General features: G+C 57.8%; 19 protein-coding genes. 6 read left to right on the forward strand and 13 right to left on the reverse strand.

All coding sequences use genetic code 11. The annotated features are described in order from the left end of the window. Window positions 1–10: 10 nt before the first annotated feature. On the forward strand, window positions 11–673 hold the full coding sequence (locus D0851_RS06285) for a fumarylacetoacetate hydrolase family protein (RefSeq protein WP_117617864.1): 663 nt from the start codon (window positions 11–13) through the stop codon (window positions 671–673). A 48-nt stretch (window positions 674–721) separates the two neighbouring features. Then, complete coding sequence (locus tag D0851_RS06290; protein WP_117617865.1) at window positions 722–2,047, forward strand: ABC1 kinase family protein; 1,326 nt, start codon at window positions 722–724, stop codon at window positions 2,045–2,047. A 110-nt stretch (window positions 2,048–2,157) separates the two neighbouring features. On the opposite strand, the gene D0851_RS06295 is transcribed toward D0851_RS06290, so the two are convergent. Next, window positions 2,158–2,835: an SIR2 family NAD-dependent protein deacylase gene (locus D0851_RS06295; protein ID WP_117617866.1), complete on the reverse strand. Its 678-nt coding sequence runs from the start codon at window positions 2,833–2,835 to the stop codon at window positions 2,158–2,160. Continuing rightward, window positions 2,835–4,238: an FAD-binding oxidoreductase gene (locus D0851_RS06300; protein WP_117617867.1), complete on the reverse strand. Its 1,404-nt coding sequence runs from the start codon at window positions 4,236–4,238 to the stop codon at window positions 2,835–2,837. The genes D0851_RS06295 and D0851_RS06300 overlap by 1 nt, the downstream gene beginning before the upstream one ends. Before the next feature lie 190 nt (window positions 4,239–4,428). Between D0851_RS06300 and serA the strand changes: the two genes are divergently transcribed. Then, on the forward strand, window positions 4,429–5,658 hold the full coding sequence (gene serA / locus D0851_RS06305; protein WP_117617868.1) for a phosphoglycerate dehydrogenase: 1,230 nt from the start codon (window positions 4,429–4,431) through the stop codon (window positions 5,656–5,658). Window positions 5,659–5,727: 69 nt separating this feature from the next. Here serA and D0851_RS06310 read toward each other — a convergent pair whose 3' ends face one another. Together D0851_RS06310 and D0851_RS06315 are read right to left on the reverse strand one after the other, a co-directional pair. Then, window positions 5,728–6,384 (reverse strand): OmpA family protein, encoded by a 657-nt coding sequence (locus tag D0851_RS06310; protein WP_117617869.1) that lies wholly within the window; start codon window positions 6,382–6,384, stop codon window positions 5,728–5,730. A 43-nt stretch (window positions 6,385–6,427) separates the two neighbouring features. After that, complete coding sequence (locus tag D0851_RS06315; protein ID WP_117617870.1) at window positions 6,428–7,435, reverse strand: alpha/beta hydrolase; 1,008 nt, start codon at window positions 7,433–7,435, stop codon at window positions 6,428–6,430. A gap of 94 nt (window positions 7,436–7,529) precedes the next feature. Between D0851_RS06315 and D0851_RS06320 the strand changes: the two genes are divergently transcribed. Further along, the gene (locus D0851_RS06320; RefSeq protein ID WP_117617871.1) at window positions 7,530–8,423 is read left to right on the forward strand and encodes an alpha/beta hydrolase; all 894 of its coding nucleotides are present in this window, start codon (window positions 7,530–7,532) and stop codon (window positions 8,421–8,423) included. On the opposite strand, the gene D0851_RS06325 is transcribed toward D0851_RS06320, so the two are convergent. Beyond that, a complete protein-coding gene (locus D0851_RS06325) occupies window positions 8,401–8,679 on the reverse strand; it encodes a GIY-YIG nuclease family protein (protein WP_117617872.1) in 279 nt (92 codons plus the stop codon). The two genes, D0851_RS06320 and D0851_RS06325, sit on opposite strands and share 23 nt — an antisense overlap. Then, the gene (locus tag D0851_RS06330) at window positions 8,669–9,586 is read right to left on the reverse strand and encodes a DMT family transporter (RefSeq protein ID WP_117617873.1); all 918 of its coding nucleotides are present in this window, start codon (window positions 9,584–9,586) and stop codon (window positions 8,669–8,671) included. The genes D0851_RS06325 and D0851_RS06330 overlap by 11 nt, the downstream gene beginning before the upstream one ends. Before the next feature lie 171 nt (window positions 9,587–9,757). Here D0851_RS06330 and dctP point away from each other — a divergent pair, with 171 nt between their 5' ends. Beyond that, entirely contained in the window at window positions 9,758–10,864 is a 1,107-nt protein-coding gene (gene dctP, locus D0851_RS06335) for a TRAP transporter substrate-binding protein DctP (protein WP_117617874.1), read from the forward strand. Here dctP and D0851_RS06340 read toward each other — a convergent pair. From D0851_RS06340 to D0851_RS06350, 3 genes are read right to left on the reverse strand one after another with little or no spacing between them, the layout of a single operon-like run. Continuing rightward, window positions 10,838–11,641 (reverse strand): mechanosensitive ion channel family protein, encoded by an 804-nt coding sequence (locus tag D0851_RS06340; RefSeq protein WP_117617875.1) that lies wholly within the window; start codon window positions 11,639–11,641, stop codon window positions 10,838–10,840. The two genes, dctP and D0851_RS06340, sit on opposite strands and share 27 nt — an antisense overlap. Before the next feature lie 10 nt (window positions 11,642–11,651). Further along, window positions 11,652–12,920 (reverse strand): hypothetical protein, encoded by a 1,269-nt coding sequence (locus D0851_RS06345; protein ID WP_227539465.1) that lies wholly within the window; start codon window positions 12,918–12,920, stop codon window positions 11,652–11,654. Between the two features lie 34 nt (window positions 12,921–12,954). Next, on the reverse strand, window positions 12,955–13,794 hold the full coding sequence (locus tag D0851_RS06350) for a 23S rRNA (adenine(2030)-N(6))-methyltransferase RlmJ (protein ID WP_117617876.1): 840 nt from the start codon (window positions 13,792–13,794) through the stop codon (window positions 12,955–12,957). 138 nt (window positions 13,795–13,932) lie between these two features. Here D0851_RS06350 and D0851_RS06355 point away from each other — a divergent pair, with 138 nt between their 5' ends. Further along, entirely contained in the window at window positions 13,933–15,258 is a 1,326-nt protein-coding gene (locus D0851_RS06355) for an MFS transporter (RefSeq protein WP_117620308.1), read from the forward strand. 12 nt (window positions 15,259–15,270) lie between these two features. Here the strand turns inward: D0851_RS06355 and D0851_RS06360 are convergent, their stop codons facing one another. The 4 genes from D0851_RS06360 to D0851_RS06375 all read right to left on the reverse strand — a co-directional run bounded on the left by D0851_RS06360 (window position 15,271) and on the right by D0851_RS06375 (window position 20,900). Beyond that, on the reverse strand, window positions 15,271–15,636 hold the full coding sequence (locus tag D0851_RS06360) for a DUF4870 family protein (RefSeq protein ID WP_117617877.1): 366 nt from the start codon (window positions 15,634–15,636) through the stop codon (window positions 15,271–15,273). Between the two features lie 68 nt (window positions 15,637–15,704). Further along, window positions 15,705–17,345: a methyl-accepting chemotaxis protein gene (locus tag D0851_RS06365; RefSeq protein ID WP_117617878.1), complete on the reverse strand. Its 1,641-nt coding sequence runs from the start codon at window positions 17,343–17,345 to the stop codon at window positions 15,705–15,707. A gap of 241 nt (window positions 17,346–17,586) precedes the next feature. Beyond that, window positions 17,587–19,305, reverse strand: coding sequence for an alkaline phosphatase (locus D0851_RS06370; RefSeq protein WP_117617879.1), 1,719 nt, complete (start codon window positions 19,303–19,305; stop codon window positions 17,587–17,589). 11 nt (window positions 19,306–19,316) lie between these two features. After that, entirely contained in the window at window positions 19,317–20,900 is a 1,584-nt protein-coding gene (locus D0851_RS06375; RefSeq protein ID WP_117617880.1) for an alkaline phosphatase, read from the reverse strand. Between the last annotated feature and the right edge of the window lie 151 nt (window positions 20,901–21,051).

The following is a 21,051-nucleotide window of genomic DNA, read 5'->3' on the forward strand; positions in this document are numbered from 1 at the left end:
GGAGGCGACCATGCCGGATTACCAACACCACTGGAAGGACGGCACACCCGTTCATCTGCCTCTGGGCAAGATCGTCTGCATTGGCCGCAATTACGCCGAGCACGCGAAGGAACTGAATAATCCGGTGCCTGATGAGCCATTGCTGTTCATCAAACCCGCTACCTCAGCTGTCCACATCACCCGCCCGCTGGACTTCCCCAGAGACAAAGGTGCGGTTCACTTTGAGACCGAGCTGGCCGTACTCATTGGCCGCCCCCTGACCAATGCCACGGCCAGTGAGGCCGAAGCCGCCATCCTCGGATACGGTCTGGCGCTGGACCTGACGCTGCGGGACCTGCAAAGCAAGCTCAAGGAAAAAGGCCAGCCCTGGGAGCGGGCCAAAGCCTTTGACGGTGCCTGCCCACTTTCGCCCTTCGTGGCCGCCGAGAAGTTTGCCGGTGGCAATATTCACTTCACGCTGGACATCGATGGCAGCCGCCAGCAAACCGGCGACACCCGGGACATGCTCAATCCGGTGGCGCCCCTGATTGCCCACATCAGCAGCCAGTTCACTTTGCTGCCCGGTGATATCGTCCTGACCGGCACCCCCAGGGGCGTCGGCCCGCTGGACTCCGGCCAGACTCTGTCACTGGAACTGGAAGACCTGCTGTTCGTGGAGACCAAAGTGGTTTAACGTGCAGGCCCGACTAAACCCGAATCCGGTCAAAGGCGTACCTCTGTTATGGCAAAGAAACCGGTAACCTCCCGAAGTGGGCGCTTTTTCAAACTCGCAGGCATGACGGCCTCTGTCGCAGGGCAGTATGCAGGCCAGCGCGCGCGCCGACTGTTCCGAACAGAAAATGATGAAGGCGCCCAGAGCGAGAGTTACACCCGCATGGCGGACCAGATTGCCGACACCCTCGGAGAGCTCAAGGGCGCGGTTATGAAGGTGGGCCAGATTGCCTCCCAGACCCAGGATTTTCTGCCCAGGGAGTTTTCAGACGCGCTGGAGAAGCTGCAGAGAGAAGCGCCTCCGATGCCGTTTGAGGTGATCGTCGAGCAGATTGAGTCAGAGTTGGGAAAACCGGTCCCCGAACTGTTCGAATATCTGCAGGAAACCCCTTACGCCGCAGCCTCAATCGGCCAGGTGCACCGGGCGCGGCTGCAGGACGGTACCGATGTCATTGTGAAAGTTCAGTACCCCGGTGTGGACGAGTCCTGCGATTCCGATCTGAAGCAACTGCGTATGGCCCTGAAACTGGGTGGCTTGCTGAAGATGCCCAGGGAATCTGTTGACCGTCTGTTCGCGGAGATTCGTGAGCGGCTCAAAGAGGAACTGGACTATGAGAATGAAGCGAGGAATATAGAACTCTTCCGCCAATTCCACGAGAACCAGCCGTGGGTCCTTATTCCCGCTGTGGCGGAAAGCCATTCAACCCGTCGTGTCCTTACAATGGAACTGGTTGAGGGCGACCATGTCAGCAAAGTCACCCGTGACCGGTACAACCAGGACACCATCAACCTGATCGGCCACCGGATCTTCACCCTGATGGCAGACCAGTTGTTCCGCTTCCAGTGTATCCACGGCGACCCCCATGCCGGCAACTTCGCCTACCGTCCCGACGGAACCATCATCGTGTACGACTTCGGGTGCGTGAAGAAACTGAAACCGGAGATTGTCGAGGCTTACCGCAACGCCCTGGTGGCCGCCCTGAACGAGGATTATGAAGCCCTGGACAGCTACCTCATTGACCTCGGCGCCCGGGTCGGCAGCCAACCAGCGGTGGATGGAGCCTACTACGCCATGTGGCGGGATATACTCGTGGTGCCGTTCGAACACGACGAGCCCTATGACTTTGGCGAATCCGAAATTCACAAGCGGGTGGCCGCGAAAACCAGCACTGTTTTCAAATATCTCGACTATTTCAAACCACCGGTAGAGAGTATTTTTATCGACCGGATGATCGCCGGCCATTACTGGATGCTGAAGCGGCTGGGCGTTCAGGCGGCGTTCCGCTCGGAACTGGAAAAATACCTTGGGATTTCGGAGCAGGCTGAACCGGGATGAGGCTCCCAAAACACGCTCCTTGCGGCACATCCATGTGACGCTTGGGCTCCGCCATCCATGGCTCCGCACAGTTTTAGGAGCCTCATCCCGATTCAGCCCATTGTGCAGAGTTACCCTAAGCTATTTACCCAATCAGCCACACCCTCAACGGCCCCCTTACGAATAACCCGGGCCCGGGACACCGAAGCCGGCTCACCCGGATCAATGACCGTAATGGGCACATCCCTGTCCACTTCGTAAACCAGCCCGGCGGCTGGATAAACCTGGAGAGACGTTCCCACGATCAGCAGGTGATCCGCCGTGCGGACAATTTCGGCGGCTTTTTCCAGCATGGGGACTTCCTCGCCAAACCAGACGATGTGCGGGCGCAACTGGGCACCCCTCTGGCAAGCGTCGCCGGGGTTTATGTCCCGGTAGCCTATGTCATACACCAGCTCGGGGTACCTTGAGCTGCGGGCCTTGGTGAGCTCACCGTGGAGATGGATCACGTTGCTGGCACCACCACGTTCGTGGAGATCATCGACGTTCTGGGTGATCACCGTTACCCGGTAACACTGCTCCAGCTCCGCCAGCAGGCGATGCGCCTGGTTGGGTTGTGCGGATTCCAGCTGGCGCCGGCGGTCGTTGTAGAACCGCAGCACCAGCTCCTGATTACGGGCAAACGCCTCGGGCGTGGCCACATCGTAGACACTGTGCTGCTCCCACAATCCGCCGTTATCCCGGAAAGTGGAGAGGCCGCTTTCGGCGCTGATACCAGCGCCTGTCAGTACAACGATGTGATCCTGCATCAGTCGAAAATCTTGCCCGGGTTCATAATGCCATTGGGGTCGAAAACCCGCTTGATCCCTTTCAGATAAGCGATTTCCGCCTCACTGCGAGTGTACTTCAGATAGGGCTTCTTGGTCATGCCAACACCGTGTTCGGCAGAAACACTGCCCTGGTAGCGCTCAACAATCTCAAACACCCACTTGTTCACCTGCTGACACTTCTCGAAAAAGTCCTCCCTGGCCATATCCTCTGGCTTGAGAATGTTCAGGTGAAGGTTGCCGTCGCCGATATGGCCAAACCAGATGATCTCGAAATCGGGGTAATGCTCGGTGACCACCTCGTCAATTTCCTGCAGGAAACCGGGAACCTTGGAAACCACGACCGAAATGTCGTTCTTATAGGGGGTGCGGGGCGCAATCGATTCGGAAATCCGTTCCCGCAGCTGCCACAGGTTCCGGGCCTGGGTCTCACTCTGACTGATTACGCCATCCAGCACCCAGCCGTTTTCCATGCATTGCTCGAACAGGCCCATGGCATCGTCCATAACCTGGTCGGAGACCGCTTCAAACTCCAGCAATGCATAGTAAGGCGCCTCTGTCTCGAACGGCGCCTGCACCTGGCCGTGGGCCAGAACATGGCCCATGGCCTGGTGAGAAAAGAACTCGTAGGCAGTGAGGTCAATCTTCTTCTGAAAGGTCTGTAGCACATCCATGGTATTGGCCAGGTCGTTCAGGCCCAGAACCAGCACCGTCAGGTTGTCCGGTTTGCGGGAGAGCTTCATGGTGGCCTCGGTGATAAAGCCCAGGGTACCTTCCGCACCTATAAACAGATGGCGAAGATCATAGCCAGTGTTGTTCTTTTCCAGATCCTTGTTCAGATCCAGGATATCGCCCTTACCGGTCACCACTTTCAGGCCGGCAACCCAATCCCGGCTCATGCCATAGCGGATCACCTTGATGCCGCCTGCATTGGTGGAGAGATTGCCACCAAGCTGGCTGGAACCGGCGGAGGCAAAATCCACCGGGTAATAGAGGCCGTTTTCCTCGGCAGCATTCTGCAACTGCTCAGTCACAACGCCGGCCTGACAACGGACCGTGCGATCACTGGCATTGAAATCCAGAATCCGGTTCATGTTGTCGAACGCCACAACCACTTCGCCGTTGGCTGCCACGGCACCCGCGCTCAGACCTGTCCTGCCACCGGAGGGCACTAATGCCACCTGATTCGCATTGGCAAACTTCACCAGCGCCTGGACCTGTTCAGTGGTCTTGGGCAACACAATCGCCAGGGGATTGGGCGGATAGATCCGGGTCCAGTCCTTGCCGTAGGTGTCCAGATCCGCCGGGTCGGTCAGTACCTTTCCAGGGGCATCTCCGGAGGCCACCAGGTCTTTGAGGGAAGCAATGATCTGTTCGGAATTCATGGATTCGTCGGTCTCGTCAGGTTTGGGCCGGGGCATCCTGCAACAGGAATCACAGTCAGTTGATTCAGACAAACCGGCGCACTGTGAAAGTCTGCGTTTATGGTATCATACCGCCCCTGTTCTGTGAGCCAGCCCTGACGATCACTGGCCACGGGTCATTTCACGTGACGAAAGGTTCGGAAGCAAGCCCATGTCAAATACGTCTCTTGAGAAGAGCAAAATCCGGATTCTGCTGCTGGAAGGCGTGCATCAATCTGCCATTGATACCCTGAATGCTGCGGGCTACACCAACATCGAGTATCTGACTCACTCGCTGGCTGAGGAAGACCTGATAGAGAAGATTGCCGATGCGCACTTCATCGGGATTCGCTCTCGTACCCAGCTGACCGAGAAAGTATTTGAAGCTGCCAGGAAACTGGTGGCCGTGGGTTGTTTCTGTATTGGCACCAACCAGGTGGATCTGCAGGCGGCCACCCGTCGGGGCGTTGCGGTATTTAACGCGCCCTTCTCCAACACCCGGAGCGTTGCGGAACTGGTTCTGGCCCAGGCGATCCTGCTGCTGCGGGGCGTGCCTGAGAAGAACGCCAAGGCCCACCGCGGCGAATGGCTGAAGTCCGCGAAGGACAGCTACGAAATTCGCGGCAAAAAGCTGGGCATTATCGGCTACGGCAACATCGGCACCCAGTTCAGCGTCCTGGCCGAAGGCCTGGGCATGGACGTGTACTTCTATGATGTGGTTTCCAAGCTGTCGATCGGCAACGCCACCCAGGTGGGCACCCTGCAGGAACTGCTCAACATTGCCGATGTGGTCAGCCTGCACGTGCCGGAAACGCCGGCCACCAAGTACATGTTCAAGGCCGAGCAGTTTGCCCAGATGAAGCCTGGAAGCATCCTGATGAATGCCTCCCGCGGCACCGTTGTCGACATCGACGCCCTTGCCGATGCCCTGGGTAGCGGCAAGCTTCTGGGCGCCGCCATTGATGTGTTCCCGGTGGAACCGAAGTCCAATGACGAAGAGTTTGTTTCTCCGCTGCGGGAATTCGATAACGTGATTCTGACCCCGCACGTGGGCGGCTCCACCATCGAGGCCCAGGAGAACATCGGCCGTGAGGTGGCGGAAAAGCTGGCCATGTACAGCGACAACGGCACATCGGTTTCTTCGGTGAACTTCCCGGAAGTTGCGCTGCCGTCACACCCCAACCAGCACCGTCTGCTGCACATCCACGAGAACGTGCCGGGCGTGATGTCCGAGATCAACCGGGTATTCTCGGAAAATGACATCAACGTGTGTGGTCAGTACCTGCAGACCAAGGAAGACATTGGCTACGTGGTGATTGATGTTGACAAGGACTACGGCGAGCTGGCACTGGAGAAGCTGCTCAAGGTGAAGGGAACGATCCGCTGCCGCGTCCTGTTCTGAACCACGGCCTGAAACGAAAAAACCGGAGGCGCATGTCCTCCGGTTTTTTTATGGCTTCGAGTGCCCGGCTTATCGCATGGGCACCAGGGTCAGTTCAACGCGACGGTTCTGCTCACGACCGGCTGGCGTGTCGTTGGAGGCCACCGGGTAGCGCTCCCCATAACCAACGGCGCGGGTGCGCTTGGGCGCAATGCCCTGATTCAGCAGGAAATCCCTGACGGATGAGGCACGACGCTCACTGAGCAGCTGGTTGTAGCTGTCAGAGCCCGAGCTGTCGGTGTGCCCCTCAATCTGAATGATGGTCTTGTCGTATTCCATCAGGACCAGAGCCACGGACTCCAGGGTGCCGCTGAACGCGGGCTTGATGCTGGACTCATTCAGATCGAAGGTGATATTACCCGGCATCACCAGCTCGATCTGATCGCCGTTTCGAACCACGCGAACACCGGTGCCTTCCAGCTTCCGGCGCAGCTCTGCTTCCTGCTTGTCCATGTAGTAACCGATACCGCCACCAATCGCCGCACCACTGGCCGCACCAATCAGCGCGCCTTTGCCGCGGTCACTCTTGCTGGAGGTTGCGGCACCTATGGCCGCACCGCCAATGGCGCCAATAATACTGCCCTTGGTCGCACTCGATGTCTTTTCCTCGCCGGTGTACGGGTCGTAGGTCATACAACCGGCGAGACCGAAAGTTGCCACCGCAAACGCAAGAATCGTCTTCTTCACAGTTTTCTCCTGTACCTGATTGCTTCAGCAGGCCCTCTTTGGTTTAGCGGACTTCTGCTGCCGAGTTCGTGAATGTGTCAATGATGGTGTTGAATACGGTTGCCTGCAAATCCTGAGCTTCGTTCACAAGATGATGACGTCCGTCAGGGATTCTCAGTTCCTCTACTGAGGAAAATTTATTCCGGATAATGCGCAGATTGTGCTGCCAGTCTACCGTGAGATCCTTTTCACCCTGCACCACCGTCACCGGAAAATCGACTGGCCTGGCCGATTCGATGTGCGGGACCCATCTCCGAAGGGCACTCACCCAGTCCACATGGACGGCGCGGGCCTGAAGCGGATCGTGTTCCCGCAAAAATCGGAGGAACCTGGTGTTGCCGCTGTTTTCCGCAAACACCCGACGCCAGCGGGAGATAAATGGTTTTACCAGGCTGTGGAGCGTTTTGGCTCCGAGCCAGCCCATAGGCCTTATCAGCGGCGCCAGCAAGACCACGTTGCGGAAATCGGATGAGGCCTGATCGTGCTGGTTGGATAACAGATAGTCGATCAGGATCGCACCCCCGGTGCTCTGCCCGACCGCAAACCACGGCTCACGGACCTTGCCCCTGGCCCGCGCCAAAACGTCTGCCAGGACCCCCTGATACTCCAGAAAGCTGTCAATCGCCGCCGGTGTGCCACTGGACAGGCCATGGCCCGGCTGATCATAGGCCAGCACATCAAATCCCGCTCCAATGCACCGTTCAATCAACTGGCTGTAGAGCCCGACATGATCGAAGTAGCCGTGCAGGATAAACACCGTGCCCCGGCCCGGCTTCGCGTCCGGGAGCCGGAAATAGTGCACCATAACCTCGTGACCACCCGCCTTGATATAGCCCTGATGGTAATTTACCTCCGGATGCTCGACCCAGAGATCAAGGCCGTAAAAACGGCAGTAGGCGACCATCTCCTCACGGAGTTCCCGTGAGTGAGCGGGATCAAATGGTTCGAGCCTGTCCAGAAGCGAGTGTCTGTCCCAATCCGGTATTTCTATGGTATCTGTTTTCCAGTACACGTAGAGTTAAACGCCTGTCATGGATGAGTTATAAGTTTCCGGCTCTCAATCCTAACCTATAGCGGGCCTAACCCATAGCGAGGGTATACCACAGATGTTGCAACAGCTTCTCGAGACAGGGTTGCGCCAGACGATGAACAGTCTGGTGAAACCAGTCCTCAACCCAGCGGTTCCGGTTTCACTCCAGAGAAGAATTGTCAGCCAGGCATATCGCAGTTCGATACCACCGCGGGGCGCCCGGTTTCAGAAAGCCGCCGTTGGCGGGGTACCGGCAACCCGGACAACCTACGGAAACAACCCTTACGGAGCAGTGCTGTACCTGCACGGTGGCGGCTACATCATCGGATCCTCCGCCACTCATCGTGGAATGACCGGCCACCTGGCCAAAACCAGCGGCTGCTCTGTCGTTACGCCGGATTACCGGCTGGCGCCCGAAAATCCCTTCCCCGCCGCTCTGGATGACGCCGAAGCCTGCTGGAATGGCCTGCTTGAAGAGGGTTACAAACCGGAGCAGATCGCCGTCGCCGGCGATTCCGCCGGTGGTGGCCTGTCGATTGCGCTCGCCATGCGCCTGCGCGACAAGGGGCTGCCACTGCCGGCGTCACTGACCGTGTTTTCACCCTGGGTGGACCTGACCCAGGAACAGCTCTATGCGCCGGAATGCGAGCCGGTACTCCAGGCACGCTGGACCAGCAAGGCTGCCAGGCTGTATGCCGGTAAGGAACCCCTGACCAACCCACTTATTTCACCAATTTTTGGTGACCTGAGCGGTCTGCCCCCTTTACTGATTCAGGTAGGCAGCCAGGAAATCCTGCTGAACGATGCCGAACGCCTGGCCGACGCTGCGAACCGGGATAATGTGCAAACCCGGCTCGAGGTCTTCAACAGCCTCTGGCACGTATTCCAGGTGCACAGCGGTCAGCTCGATCGCGCAACCGCCGCCATGGAAACCGCCGGGGAACACATCAAACGTCATCTGGCAGGCTGAACTCGCCCCGGGCAAGCGCCTCTTTCCGTGACCGGGGCCATTGTTTGATATGCCATTCCAGCTTTGAAGCCCGGCTCCGGTCTCCGGCGGCGGTGCTGAACACCAGCTCAAGGGGCCCCTTACCGCGCAGACTCCGGGCACCCTTGGGGGTGCCTGCCTGATGCTCCCGGAAACGCCGCGCCACGTCCGTGGTGATACCGGTATAAAGCGCGCCCCGGGCAGTCCGCACCATATAAACGAACCAGTTAGCCGCCATGGGCAAGGGCCTCCTCCCTGGCTTTGACCTTTTTCTGCTGAAGCCAGAGACCCGCCACAATCAGAACAAGCCCGATGTAGGTCGAGGGCAGAATCTGCTCGCCCAGTATGAAATGGATGAACACCAGGGACAGGAACGGAGAAATGAAGATAAGGTTACTGACTTTTGACGTGTTTTCCGCCTTTTTCATGGCGTAGGACCATAGAACAAAGGCAACGCCCATCTCGAATACACCGACATAGACCGCCGCCACAAGCGACGTACCAGAGGTAACATAAACAAAAGACAAGCCTTCGGCCCACCAGCAGATCAGAAAAATGACCGGCAGCCCGAACAAAAAGTTCAGAAACAGCCCAACCACCGGATCACGGGTATCCCGCGTGGCAATAATCCAGTAGGACGCCCAGATCACGGTACTGCCCAGGGCAAGAGACACCCCGACAGGATCGGAAAAGCCCAGGGTTGAGATGGCGCCACGGGTTGCGATTACCACCACTCCGGCGTAACAGACAAGGCCCGCCAGAATATCCAGCTTGCGCAGCCGCTGGCCCAGGAAGGGAACGGACAGATAGGCCAGCACCAGTGCCCAGGTATAGTTCAGCGGTTGCGCTTCCTGAGCGGGCAGGCGATCAAAGGCTCCGAACAGCACCAGGTAGTAAAGGCAGGGATTGATCAGGCCCATACCAAAGGACTGGGCGTACTGCTTCCGGCTCAGGGAAAATGCCAGATGCCAACGGCCCTGGAGCATCAGGATTAACGCCATCACCAAAACCGACGCACTACTCGCAACCAGCAGCATCTGGAGGGGTGCCATCTCCCGCAGGGAAAGCTTGAACGCCGTTGCTACCGTTGACCACAACAGTACCGTGCCAAGGCCATACAGCATGGCCTGTTTCTGGTTCGTCATTCCCCGCCTCCGGCCGGCAACTGAAGCTCCATCGAGTCACTCCCATAGTCCCTGAATCGTTTTGGGCGACAGTGTAATCCAATCGCACCCTGTTACCCACGACCGCGGGTGTTCTTGTGTTACCTTGTATATCGATATCAAACAAGGACCGAGAGAACTGGAGTTCCCGTTATGCACACGTTCCGTTTCAGGTTTTGGCCACTGTGCGCCGCCTTGGTATTGGCGTTGGCCGGATGCTCGGACAACCAGAATGCCGGCAACGGGGACAGCACGGCCGGAACCCCAGAGCCGCCCGAGTATCCCGTCACCTGGCGGTTTGCCCTGGAAGAGATTGAGGGCAGTGTTCAGCATGCCTACGCCGAGGCCCTGAAAGAGCGCATTGAGGAGCGTTCCGACGGCAGGATTCTGATAGACATCTTCCCTTACGGCTCCCTCGGAACCTCGACCCAGCTCACCGAACTGGTCCGGAACGGTTCGGTAAACCTCGCTTTCGCCTCACCCGGGCACCTGGCCGACAAGGTGCCGGAAGCGGGCATCTTCACCCTGCACTTTATTCTGCCCGAAGACTCCCAAATCACCCGGCAACTGCTGGCAAGCCCGGAACTGACCGGTCTGTTTGAGCAGCCCTACGCGCGCCAGAACATGAAATTGCTGGGCTTCGTTCCGGAAGGCTGGATGGCCTGGACGGCGGATAAGGCTCTGCGCACCCCGGAAGATTTCCAGGGACTCCGGATCCGAACCATGACCTCCAATATGGCCGAAGAAGCCTATCGCGCTTACGGTGCCGAACCCAGCCAGATTCCCTATTCGCAGGTATACAGTGATCTCCAGCTCCGGAAGATTGATGGCCAGAGCAATCCCGTTTTTGCGATTGAGGAAATGGATTTCCATGAAGTCCAGAGTACGCTGACCCTTGCACGGCCCGCACAGTTTGTCTCGTCGGTTATCTCAAATCTGGAGTGGTACGACTCATTACCGGAAAACCAGAAACAATGGCTGGACAACGCCCTGAAAGATGTCGCGGAAATTGCCTGGAAAACCCAGGAAGAGCTCAATCAGACACGGCTTGAGAAAATGCTGGAAGAGGGTCAACTGAGCGTTGTTCGGCTCACCGATGCGGAACGGAAGGCTTTTCGTGAGGCGAGCAGGCCGGTGCGGGACATTTATCTGGAACGCACCGGAGAAAGTGGGCAGAAAATCCTGGAAAAGCTGCTTCAGCTGATTGAGGAGTTCGAAGCCGGAAGCCGCGAATCAGCGGTTTCCGGCAACGGGGGCTGAAACAAAACTGACTCCCTCGGCAGCCAGTGCACTTGCCCCCCGGGCCGTCAATTCGGAGATAAAGCGAAACTGGTCCTTCAGCTCAACCGGATAAGCCTTCAGGCGGTAACACATCCCCCAGGGATTATTGGAAACCACAACCACCACTGGCCGAAACGTCCGTGTGTGGGGGCACGTGTAGGCCACATCCCGCAGCAGGCCCAGAACCCTGCTTACATCATGGTGGGGCTCAAGATTGAATTCCGCCACACACATCAGGTTATCCGTGCCATCGTTGGAATTTGCGATCAGTGACGCCCAAAGCTTGCCATGGGGAATCACAACCACAGTGTCATCCGGTGTCACAAGTTCGGCAGCACGGGCACCGATCGAACGCACTTCCCCGTATTTGCCGTCCACTTCTATCCAGTCCCCCGGGCGGTAAGGCATCTCATACAGAGTCACGATGCCAGCAATCAGGCTGTTGGCGTAATCCTTGAAAGCAAAGCCAAGGGCCAGGCCCAGCGCACCAAAGATGGCCACCATATTCTCGAAAGAGGGTTCCACCAGGATCGGAACCACCACAATGATGGTCCCCACAATGATGATCAGCCGCAGCAGCGGAACGGATGCCAGGATGTAGAACCGGGGTTTGCCGCCCAGCTTTCCTGCGATTTTCGGAAGTAGCTTCTGAATGGCGATGGTCAGCGCTGTTGCGGCAAGCACCACGACCAGTGCCTCCAGCAATGCCTTGTAGGTAATCGCCGAAAACGCTTCCTGGATACCAAGATCACCCATGATTCATCTCCTAGAACATGTCTACCGGGAAGCCCCAGCTTTGCAGGTGTCGCCGGATAGACGGATATCCAGATGCAGTGACTTTCCAGCAATCGCTGGATTCCACTTGTTCAATCAGCTCTGAGCGGGCCAGCCGGGACAGCACGAAACCCAGTTGAGGCTCCTGGACACCTGTCACCAGCTCGAGGAACGATGTATTCAGCCCCTCATGCAGGAGCAAGGCATGTAAAACAAGACCAATACTGTCTCCCTGGATCTGTGGAACAGCCGGAAGACTCAACTGGTCAAACGGAACGACCCAACAGCGGGCACAGCTTGCGTCTTTAACAGGTTCTTCCGCCAGATTCTCCATTGCCGGGTTGTCTTCGGGGCGCGCTCTGAGTGACCGCCGCCAGATTGCGAGCGCAACCCCCGGATTGCCCCGGGCAACAGACGCCAGATCCCTGAGAAATCCACTGTGTTTGTGTTTTTTGCCCTGCACTGGATTCGCCGTTGGCAACACATAGAAGCCATCATCAGCCATCCGCGCGATCACTGCCTGTCCGCCAGTGCCTGAAGCAAGGCATTCAAACCAGTCTCCGAGCATTGTGGCCGTCATCGGTGCCGGAGTCAGCGGTGCCAGGTGGGTGTCTCCAAAGTAGGATGACCAGAACTGCCAGCACCAGCTGGAACAGCCAATGAGACCAGGGGCGAGCCCGCCAGCAGCCACTCGCCGAAGCAATTCACGAATCAACGCCAGGCCAGACAGATGGCGAAGCCAGAAATCGGCCAATTCCGGAATGACCCAAGGCCGGGAAAGATCCTGTCTATCCCACCAATCCCTGGCGCCCTGATCGTCGAGCAATAGATTCTCGGGAGGCGCTATCAGGGACCATTGATCTGTCCCACTGCTCCTCCCCGCCTGAAGCTCCGGGAAATATTCAAGTGCAGACCGCACCCCCGAAAATGGAGGCGCCACAAGAAAGGTCACGTCGCGGCTGGACCGCGCAACCGACCGACTGGCTTCCAGAGCACTCCAAAGCGCATCTGCCAGCTTTGGGAAATCCGGCTGTGGAGCCAGGCCCTGAAGCTCGGACTGGGCTAATTCAGGCAGGTTATCAAGGCTTTCAAAGGTTTCGTCTTCCTGCACAACACCCGCACGGATCTGCGCCAGGATGTGGAGAAGGGCATCCTTCAGTGACCGCCTGGCGGAGGTTTCGGGTGTTTTCCATTCGTCTACAGGGGTGAGGCCACCCTGCAGACAGGTGCTTTCAATCTTCTGAACCGGCTTTTCTGTCAATCAGATCGCTCCTCCGAACCGTCAACCGGCCGGGCTATTCAGACACCAGCCACTCGACTCCATGAGACAGATTCAGGGCATCGGGACCGGCAATATCATTCATCATCGCCGACAACCGGGTATCAAATCCCCAGGGCGGATTAATCACCAGAAGCCCAGAGCCTGTCATGCCCCGCTCCGGTGGCGTTCGCAGATGCACCTCACTGCACAGCACCTTACGGACAGCGGTGGCCCTGACAGCGTCTTTCAACTGCTCGTGAAGACCACTGGTCAGTACCGGATACCAGACAAGATAGACCCCATGCCGGCACTTTTGCCACGCTTTCCCCATAGTTTCGGCAACATCCCGGTAATCGGACTTGATTTCATAGGATGGATCAATCAGTGCCAGCAGGCGAGGCTGCTTCGGAGGTAACTGCCTGAGAAGGCCCGCCAGGCCATCCTGCCTTAGCACGCGGGCCCGGCCAGCAGACGCCCAGTCCGCCAGCTGTTCACCTTCAGCGGGATGGAGCTCAAACAGGGTCAGACCATCTTCGGCCCGGAGAAAATGCCGAAACCAGGCAGGTGACCCCGGGTAAACCGTCAGTTCTCCGCTTCCGGCATTGAACTGTGCCATAACATCCAGCACCGGCCGCCAGTCCTCCGATCGCAACTGTTCCCGGGCCTTCCAGAGTTTCTGGATACCGCTGTCCGCTTCGCCCGTTTTCCGGGCTTTTTCACTGCGCAAGTCATAGATGGCACTGCCGGCATGGGTATCAAAGCCGGCAATGCCGGATTTCTTAGCCTGCATCATTGCCAGGGCCAGCGTCAGCGCCGCATGTTTCTGGACATCGGCAAAGTTTCCGGCGTGGAAGGCGTGTAGATAGCTGAGCATAGGGCTTCCTGAATGGTCAGAACTCGCGCCTATTAAGCCGCAGGATTGTCTGCAATGCCACCCCGTCCGTACCCGGCATTTAAGCGAAATAGGATCAGCTGTTATGCTTTTGTGCTCATTTTCCCGGAGGACGATCGCTTGTCCACACAAGAACCTACGTCGAAAAAGCATGCCATCGATCAGCTCTACGCTCTGATTGCGAACGAGGAAGACGCGCGGGTCTGCAAGGATATTCCTGCAGAAGCCTGCCAGGAAGTGCCCCGCAATTTCTTTCTGATTCTGGCCAGCAACGTGCTGACCAAGCTGGGCGACCTGCTGATCAGCCCGAAAACCGTGCTGGCCTGGCTCATGAGCGCTGTTGGGGCACCCGCGCTGGTTGCCTGGCTGGTTCCCATCCGGGAATCCGGCTCCATGTTGCCGCAAATGGTCATCGCGGCCCAGGTCCGTCGACGGGCAGTTCGGAAGTGGTTCTGGACGCTGGGAAGTCTCGGCCAGGCGATAAGTGTCATCACCATGGCGGCGAGCGTGTGGTTTCTTGAGGGTTATGCCGCCGGTGGAGGAATCGTAGCCTCGCTCATCGCATTTTCACTGGCCCGTGGATTCTGCTCGGTGTCCATGAAGGATGTTCAGGGCAAGTGCATCCCGAAAACCCGCCGGGGAAGGCTCTCGGGGCTGGCGTCCACCATTGGTGGTACCGCAACCGTTATTCTTACAGTGCTCCTGTTCTGGGAGCGGGGCGATCCGACCATTGGTTTTTACACGGTACTTCTGCTGTTGGCCGCGGCACTCTGGGTGATCGCCGGCCTGCTGTTTGCCGGGGTAAAGGAATTCGAAGGCGAAACCGGTGGCGGCGGAAATGCCATCAACGAGGCATTTCGAAGCCTGTCCCTGCTCCGGGATGACGTTCCGTTCCGGAACTTCGTGATTACCCGGGCCCTGCTGCTCAGCTCGGCACTGGCTTCACCCTATTTGGTCGTACTGGCACAGAAAGAATCCGACATTGGCTGGATGTTGGGCGTTTTCCTGCTGGCCAGCAGTCTCGCCAGCTCGCTCAGTGCCAGTTTCTGGGGCTGGGCTGCCGATACCTCAAGCCGGAAGGTGATGATTCGCGGCGCCGCCATGGCCAGCGGCGTATGCCTGGTGGTTGGATTTACAGCGCTTTGGCTCGGCACCAACATCGGCAGTGTATGGTTCTACCCCATTGCCTTCTTTGTTCTGAGCATTGCCCACGCCGGTGTGCGACTCGGTCGCAAAACCTATCTGGTGGACATGGCCGGCGGAAACAAGCGCACAGACTACACCGCTGTCAGCAACACCGTGATCGGATTGCTGCTGCTTGCGACCGGTGGTCTGACTGCCCTTGTTTCAATGATCTCGGAGGTGGCCGTGATTATTGTTCTTGGCCTGATGGGGCTGGCTGGGATGTTCAGTGCCAGGGATCTGAAGGAAGTAACCGGGGATTGATAGCCGGCCCTTTCAGACCGGCGCCCTGCCATCATTCAGTGCCAGGGCCCCTTTGACGATCCGGTAGATAATCCAGATCGAAACGCCGAGGAGAATAAACCAGCCGATAATCAGCGGCGTGGTGACAATGCCGATCACCGTCCACAGCAGGCCAATCCAGAAGGTGCGGATCTGCCAGCGGAAATGGTGTTCTACCCAGGTGTTGCGCACATCATCCAGTTTGACATAGTTGATGATCACACCCACCAGACCCGTGATGCCCCCCAGGAAAAACGACAGCGCCTGAAGTATGTAAACCACAACGGCCAGGTTACGGGCCGGGTCTGACCTGCGGGAGGCGGGATCCGGATCGGCGGGGATAAATTCCGACTCAGTCAAGGCAAGGCTCCTGTTGAACGGTTATCCGGAGTCTATCACAGCATCCCGGGCCGGAAACGCCAGGCCGGTCAGTGATTGTCCGGACGGTAACCAAGACGGAAGCCACCCCAGTGCTTACCATTCACGTAGATAGGCACGGACAGATCGTGCATGATCTCGCCAGTGTCCCGCCGGTAGGTTTGCAGCAGCATGTTCTCGGTGTGCGTACCACAACGGATGCCGGTCCGGTCATTGAACAGTCGCTTGCTCCGGCTCTTGACCAGGTCCACCTTCGGATCCCCGGTCGGCGCGTGGGCAAAATCCCGATTGTGGGTGGGCACATAACCATCCGGCGCAGCAGCAATGGCGAAAACTATCGCCCCATGCGCCTTCTTGACCTGCTCCTGAACCGCAGGCAGGTATTGATCGGTGAATTTGTCAAAGCTACTGGAATACTTGGGCGGATGGGTGTTCGGGATGGGTGTTCGTTTGTTGTCGAACAGCGCGCTCTCTGACAACTTGCCGTCACGAATGGCCTGCTCGAACAGCTGGCCAATCTGGTCGGCACCGGCCCTGGCCTGATCGTAGAACGGACGGTGATAACTGGCCTCGCTGTTCAGTGCGAAGGAGGCATTGGCTTTTTCCGCCAGCTCCATCAATGTGGCGGCCTGCTCTGCCAGAGATGCCACGCTGGAATCGCTCTCGGAAATCTGGTCCCGTACCGTTTCAATGGCCGAGAACACCTGCGCCAGACTCTGCTCGTTGTTCTGGTCAATTTCAGCAATCCGGGAAACCTGCTGCTGAACCCGGTCAGACTGGTCCCGGATCTGCTCCAGACGCTCGCCCACGCTCTCCACGGAGGTCAGCCCCGCCTCAACACTGCGGGCAAGGTCTTCAATCCGGGACACAATCAGCGTGGTATCCGAACGGATTTCCTCGAGGGTTTCCGCCACTTCACCGGTCGCCTGGGCCGTGCGACCCGCCAGCTGACGCACCTCATCCGCCACCACGGCAAATCCGCGGCCCTGATCACCCGCACGGGCGGCCTCAATGGCCGCATTGAGTGCAAGCAGATTGGTTTGCTCGGCAATACCCTGAATGGTGGCGGTCACGCCCTGGATCTTGTTGGACTTCTCGTTCAGCTCCTGGATCAGCCGGAGATTCTCACCGGACTGCTGGTGTACCGCGCGCACACTGTCAATGGCCGAGATCAGCGCTTCGCGCCCCTCGATACTGACCTGCTTGTTCTGGAGAGCCATGGTGGCGGCATCGGTCGCCTGCTCGGAGGACTCCCGGACGGTCTCGGTAATCTGGCCCGCGTAATCGGCCATCTGGGCGGTTTCTTCCACCTGACGGTCCAGCCGGATCTTGAGCTGGTCTGCGGCGAAGGAGACCTGGGCGGCGGAAATAGCGTTCCTGTCCGCGCTTCCGGAGAGGGTTTCCACCAGAGCCCGCCCGGCTTTCGCATCGGAAAGCAACTGCCGACACTGGGCCCGGAGCGGATGATCTTCTGCCAGGGTGCCATCGTTCAGGGCCTTGAGCCCGCGTTCGGTCGGCTCCAGCACCCGGACGATCAGAAAGCCGCCAGCGGCCACAAGGCCAACCACCAGCCCAACCAGTGTTGATGCTGGTTCAAGACCTAGCAAAGGCGCCACCACTGCACTGATGATCGCAAGAACAACGGCAACCGCCACCCCCCATAGTATTGAAGCCCGATCCAGTAACCCCATAGAAACCTCTTCTTTATCGTTGCTTCTGCCAACATTTTGTTATTTAAGGCCATCGTGGAGACTAAAGAATTGATGTGAGTTAATAACTCATACTTTAGTGTATTCAACTGGCTTATCGGCAGGAAAAGGGTTTTCTGAAACAAAAAACCGCAAACCCGACCCACTCTGTTACCAAGTGGGCCGGATTTACGGTGTTTTCAGCGCGGATCTGATGCTCTAAAAAACGTCAACCTTACCGGGGTTATTGAACCTCCTGATTGGCAGCCCCGCTGATGTCGGCCGCATAATCCATTACATGATAGATCATGTTCTGCTCATTGGTGCCAGTCAGCAGGCTGGCGCCCGGGCCCCGGGCATAAATGCCTACGTCCTCTCCAGCGTGAGTCTCACTACCAAGCGGCACCAATGCCTCCTGATGATAGCCCGGTGAAGTGGTATCCACACTGGTCAGGTCCATTCTTCCGGCGTTGACCGGGTCACTATAGGTACGGTCCGCATCGGTCTCACTTCCATAGTCGCGCATGCCACGGCCATTGGCGTAGCCCAGCGTAGTGTATGGCAGGTCATCCGCCGCCAGTGCAGGCTGATCTTCCTCAATACCCACGACCTTGCCCAGAATCGGGTTACCGCGCCTGGGATAACCCGCCATCGTCAATACGTGGCTGTGATCCGCGGTCACAATGATGAGCGTATCCTCCGCACTGGTCTGATCCACGGCCACCTGAACGGCTTTTGCCAGTTCAATGGTATCGGTCAGTGCGCCATAAGCACTTCCCGCGTGGCTGGCATGATCAATCCGCCCCGCCTCGACGGTCAGGAAGAAACCATCGGTATCATTATCGAGAATGTCGATGGCCTTGGCGGTCATCTCACTCAGTGAAGGCTCACCGGCAACGTCATTGCCACGATCCGCCTCGTATTGCATGTGAGACTCGTTGAACAGGCCGAACAGCCGGGAGGTGGTTGCCGGGTCGACGCTGTCAAAACCTGCCTTGTCATACACGTATACGCCTTGTGGATACTGAGCCTGCCACTCGGCGATCAGGTTGCGGCTATCGGTACGGTCACCCTCAACACTGGACGTCGCATCCGGACTGTTGAATGCGGAATCCCCGGGCAGGAAGTGGCGACGGCCACCGCCCATGACCACGTCAATCCCATCAACATCCACGCCGGCGTAACGCTGTTCCAGAAGTTGCTCAAAACTGACCAGTTGATCGGCAATGTCCTTGCAGCCGGCCTGAACCGCTTCGGCAGGCATATCCGAAATGTCTTCCCAGTTGCGTTCCGCCGATTTGGCATAGGTAGCGGCCGGTGTGGCGTGGGTAATGCGTGCGGTGGAGACCACACCGGTGGCTTTGCCGCTAATCTCTGCCAGCTCCAACGTCGTTATCAGCTCATTGCCGGCAGCCGAGCTGCAATCGCCGCGGATAACGTCCTCATCCACGCCGAGCACGCCTACATCGGTTTTTACCCCAGACACTATAGCAGTCATAGTCCCGGCGGAATCGGGTACCTGTGCGTCCACATTGTAGGTTTTGGCTAAACCGGCGAAAGGAAAACGCTCGAAACTCAGTTGATGTTCTTCTCCAAGCTTGCCCAGATTCTGACCTTCCAGAATGCGGGCAGCGGTGACTGTGGACAGGCCCATGCCGTCGCCCACGAACAGGATGACGTTCTTTGCTTTACCCCGGGCGTCGGCAATGGCTTCCTGAACAGATTCGGATTGAGCAACAGCGTCCCCACTGCCGGTAACCGTGGCCCAGGTCTCTTTGGCTGCCACGATCTCCCGCTGGCCCTGCTGGAACCAGGAATTGGACAGAGATGTCTCGAGTTGCTTCGAGGAAAGACTGGTAACACTCTCATCGGCTGGCTGCACCGAGCTCTTGTCGTCGTCATTCATGCATCCGGTCAGACCGATCACTGAAGCCGTCAGTGCGCTGAAAAGGTATTTGTTCATTGCCTTGCTCCTTATTCTTCAATTAAGCCCAGGGCCTGATCGATCAGGTGAAAAACCGTGCTTTGCTCAATGGTGCCCTGCGCCAGATGAGCACCTGGTCCTTTTGCATGCAGGCTGACATCCTCACCGGAATGGGTCTCGCTACCGAGCGGAACCAATGCTTCCTGGTGATAACCGGTGGTGGTGGTATCCACGCCAGTGAGATTCTGACGTCCGGCGTTAGGTGCCTGGCTGTAGACCGCGTCTGAATCTGTTTCCATGCCGAGATTACGAAAACCGAGTCCGTTGGCGTATCCCAGGGTTGTGTAGGGCATGCCATCCTCGGCCATTGCCGGTTGTGTTTCACCAACACTCACAACTTTGCCCAGAATGGGATTGCCTCGCTTGGGGTAACCGGCCATGGTAAATACATGGCTGTGGTCGGCGGTGACCATCACCAGCGTCTCTTCCGGGTTGGTGTTCTCCATCGCCTGCTTGACCGCATCGGAAAGTTCAATGGCTTCGGTCAGGGCACTGGCGGCATTACCGGCATGGTGGGCGTGGTCGACGCGGCCAGCTTCGACCACCAGCAAATAGCCCTTGTCATTGTTATCGAGAATGTCGATGGCCTTGGCGGTCATCTCACTCAGTGAAGGCTCACCGGCAACGTCATTGCCACGATCCGCCTCGTATTGCATGTGAGACTCGTTGAACAGGCCGAACAGCCGGGAGGTGGTTGCCGGGTCGACGCTGTCAAAACCTGCCTTGTCATACACGTATACGCCTTGTGGATACTGAGCCTGCCACTCGGCGATCAGGTTGCGGCTATCGGTACGGTCACCCTCAACACTGGACGTCGCATCCGGACTGTTGAATGCGGAATCCCCGGGCAGGAAGTGGCGACGGCCACCGCCCATGACCACGTCAATCCCATCAACATCCACGCCGGCGTAACGCTGTTCCAGAAGTTGCTCAAAACTGACCAGTTGATCGGCAATGTCCTTGCAGCCGGCCTGAACCGCTTCGGCAGGCATATCCGAAATGTCTTCCCAGTTGCGTTCCGCCGATTTGGCATAGGTAGCGGCCGGTGTGGCGTGGGTAATGCGTGCGGTGGAGACCACACCGGTGGATAAACCCTTGATTTCCGCAAGTTCCAGGGCCGTTACTACTTCATTGCCTGCGACCGTGCCGCAATCACCCCGCTGGACATCCTCGTCCACGCCCAGCACACCCGCATCGGTTTTCAAACCTGACATCATGGCGGTCATGGTGCCAGCTGAATCCGGAACCTGGGCATCGGTGTTATAGGTTTTCACGAGTGTCGAGAAGGGAAAGCTTTCAAAGCTCAGCAGATTTTCCTCGCCGGGACGGCCCTGCCTCTGGCCTTCCAGAATGCGCGCAGCGGTAAGGGTGGACACCCCCATGCCATCGCCCACAAACAGAATGACGTTTTTCGCTTTATCCGAGGACTTCAGGGAGAGCTTCTGCTGAAGCTGTGCCTCGGCGTTACTAAACCAGCCATTGTCCTTTTGTGAGGTCGGTAGTATCCCTGCGAGGACACTGGCGGACAATGCCAGCCCGATTGCCACCGGAACTAACGTTCTTTCCAGATTCATAGCGCACATCCTTTCAACGGTGTTGTTGTCTGCCACTCCGGTACAACCTGTTCATCGAACAGAATTCCGGATCGACTCCGCTAAAAAGATAGGGGCTCGTTATGACGTTAATCCTGCATTTGTGTTACTCAGGCATGAAGGTTGCTTGGCA

Source organism: Marinobacter sp. Arc7-DN-1, from assembly GCF_003441595.1.
Taxonomy (GTDB): Bacteria; Pseudomonadota; Gammaproteobacteria; order Pseudomonadales; family Oleiphilaceae; genus Marinobacter; species Marinobacter metalliresistant.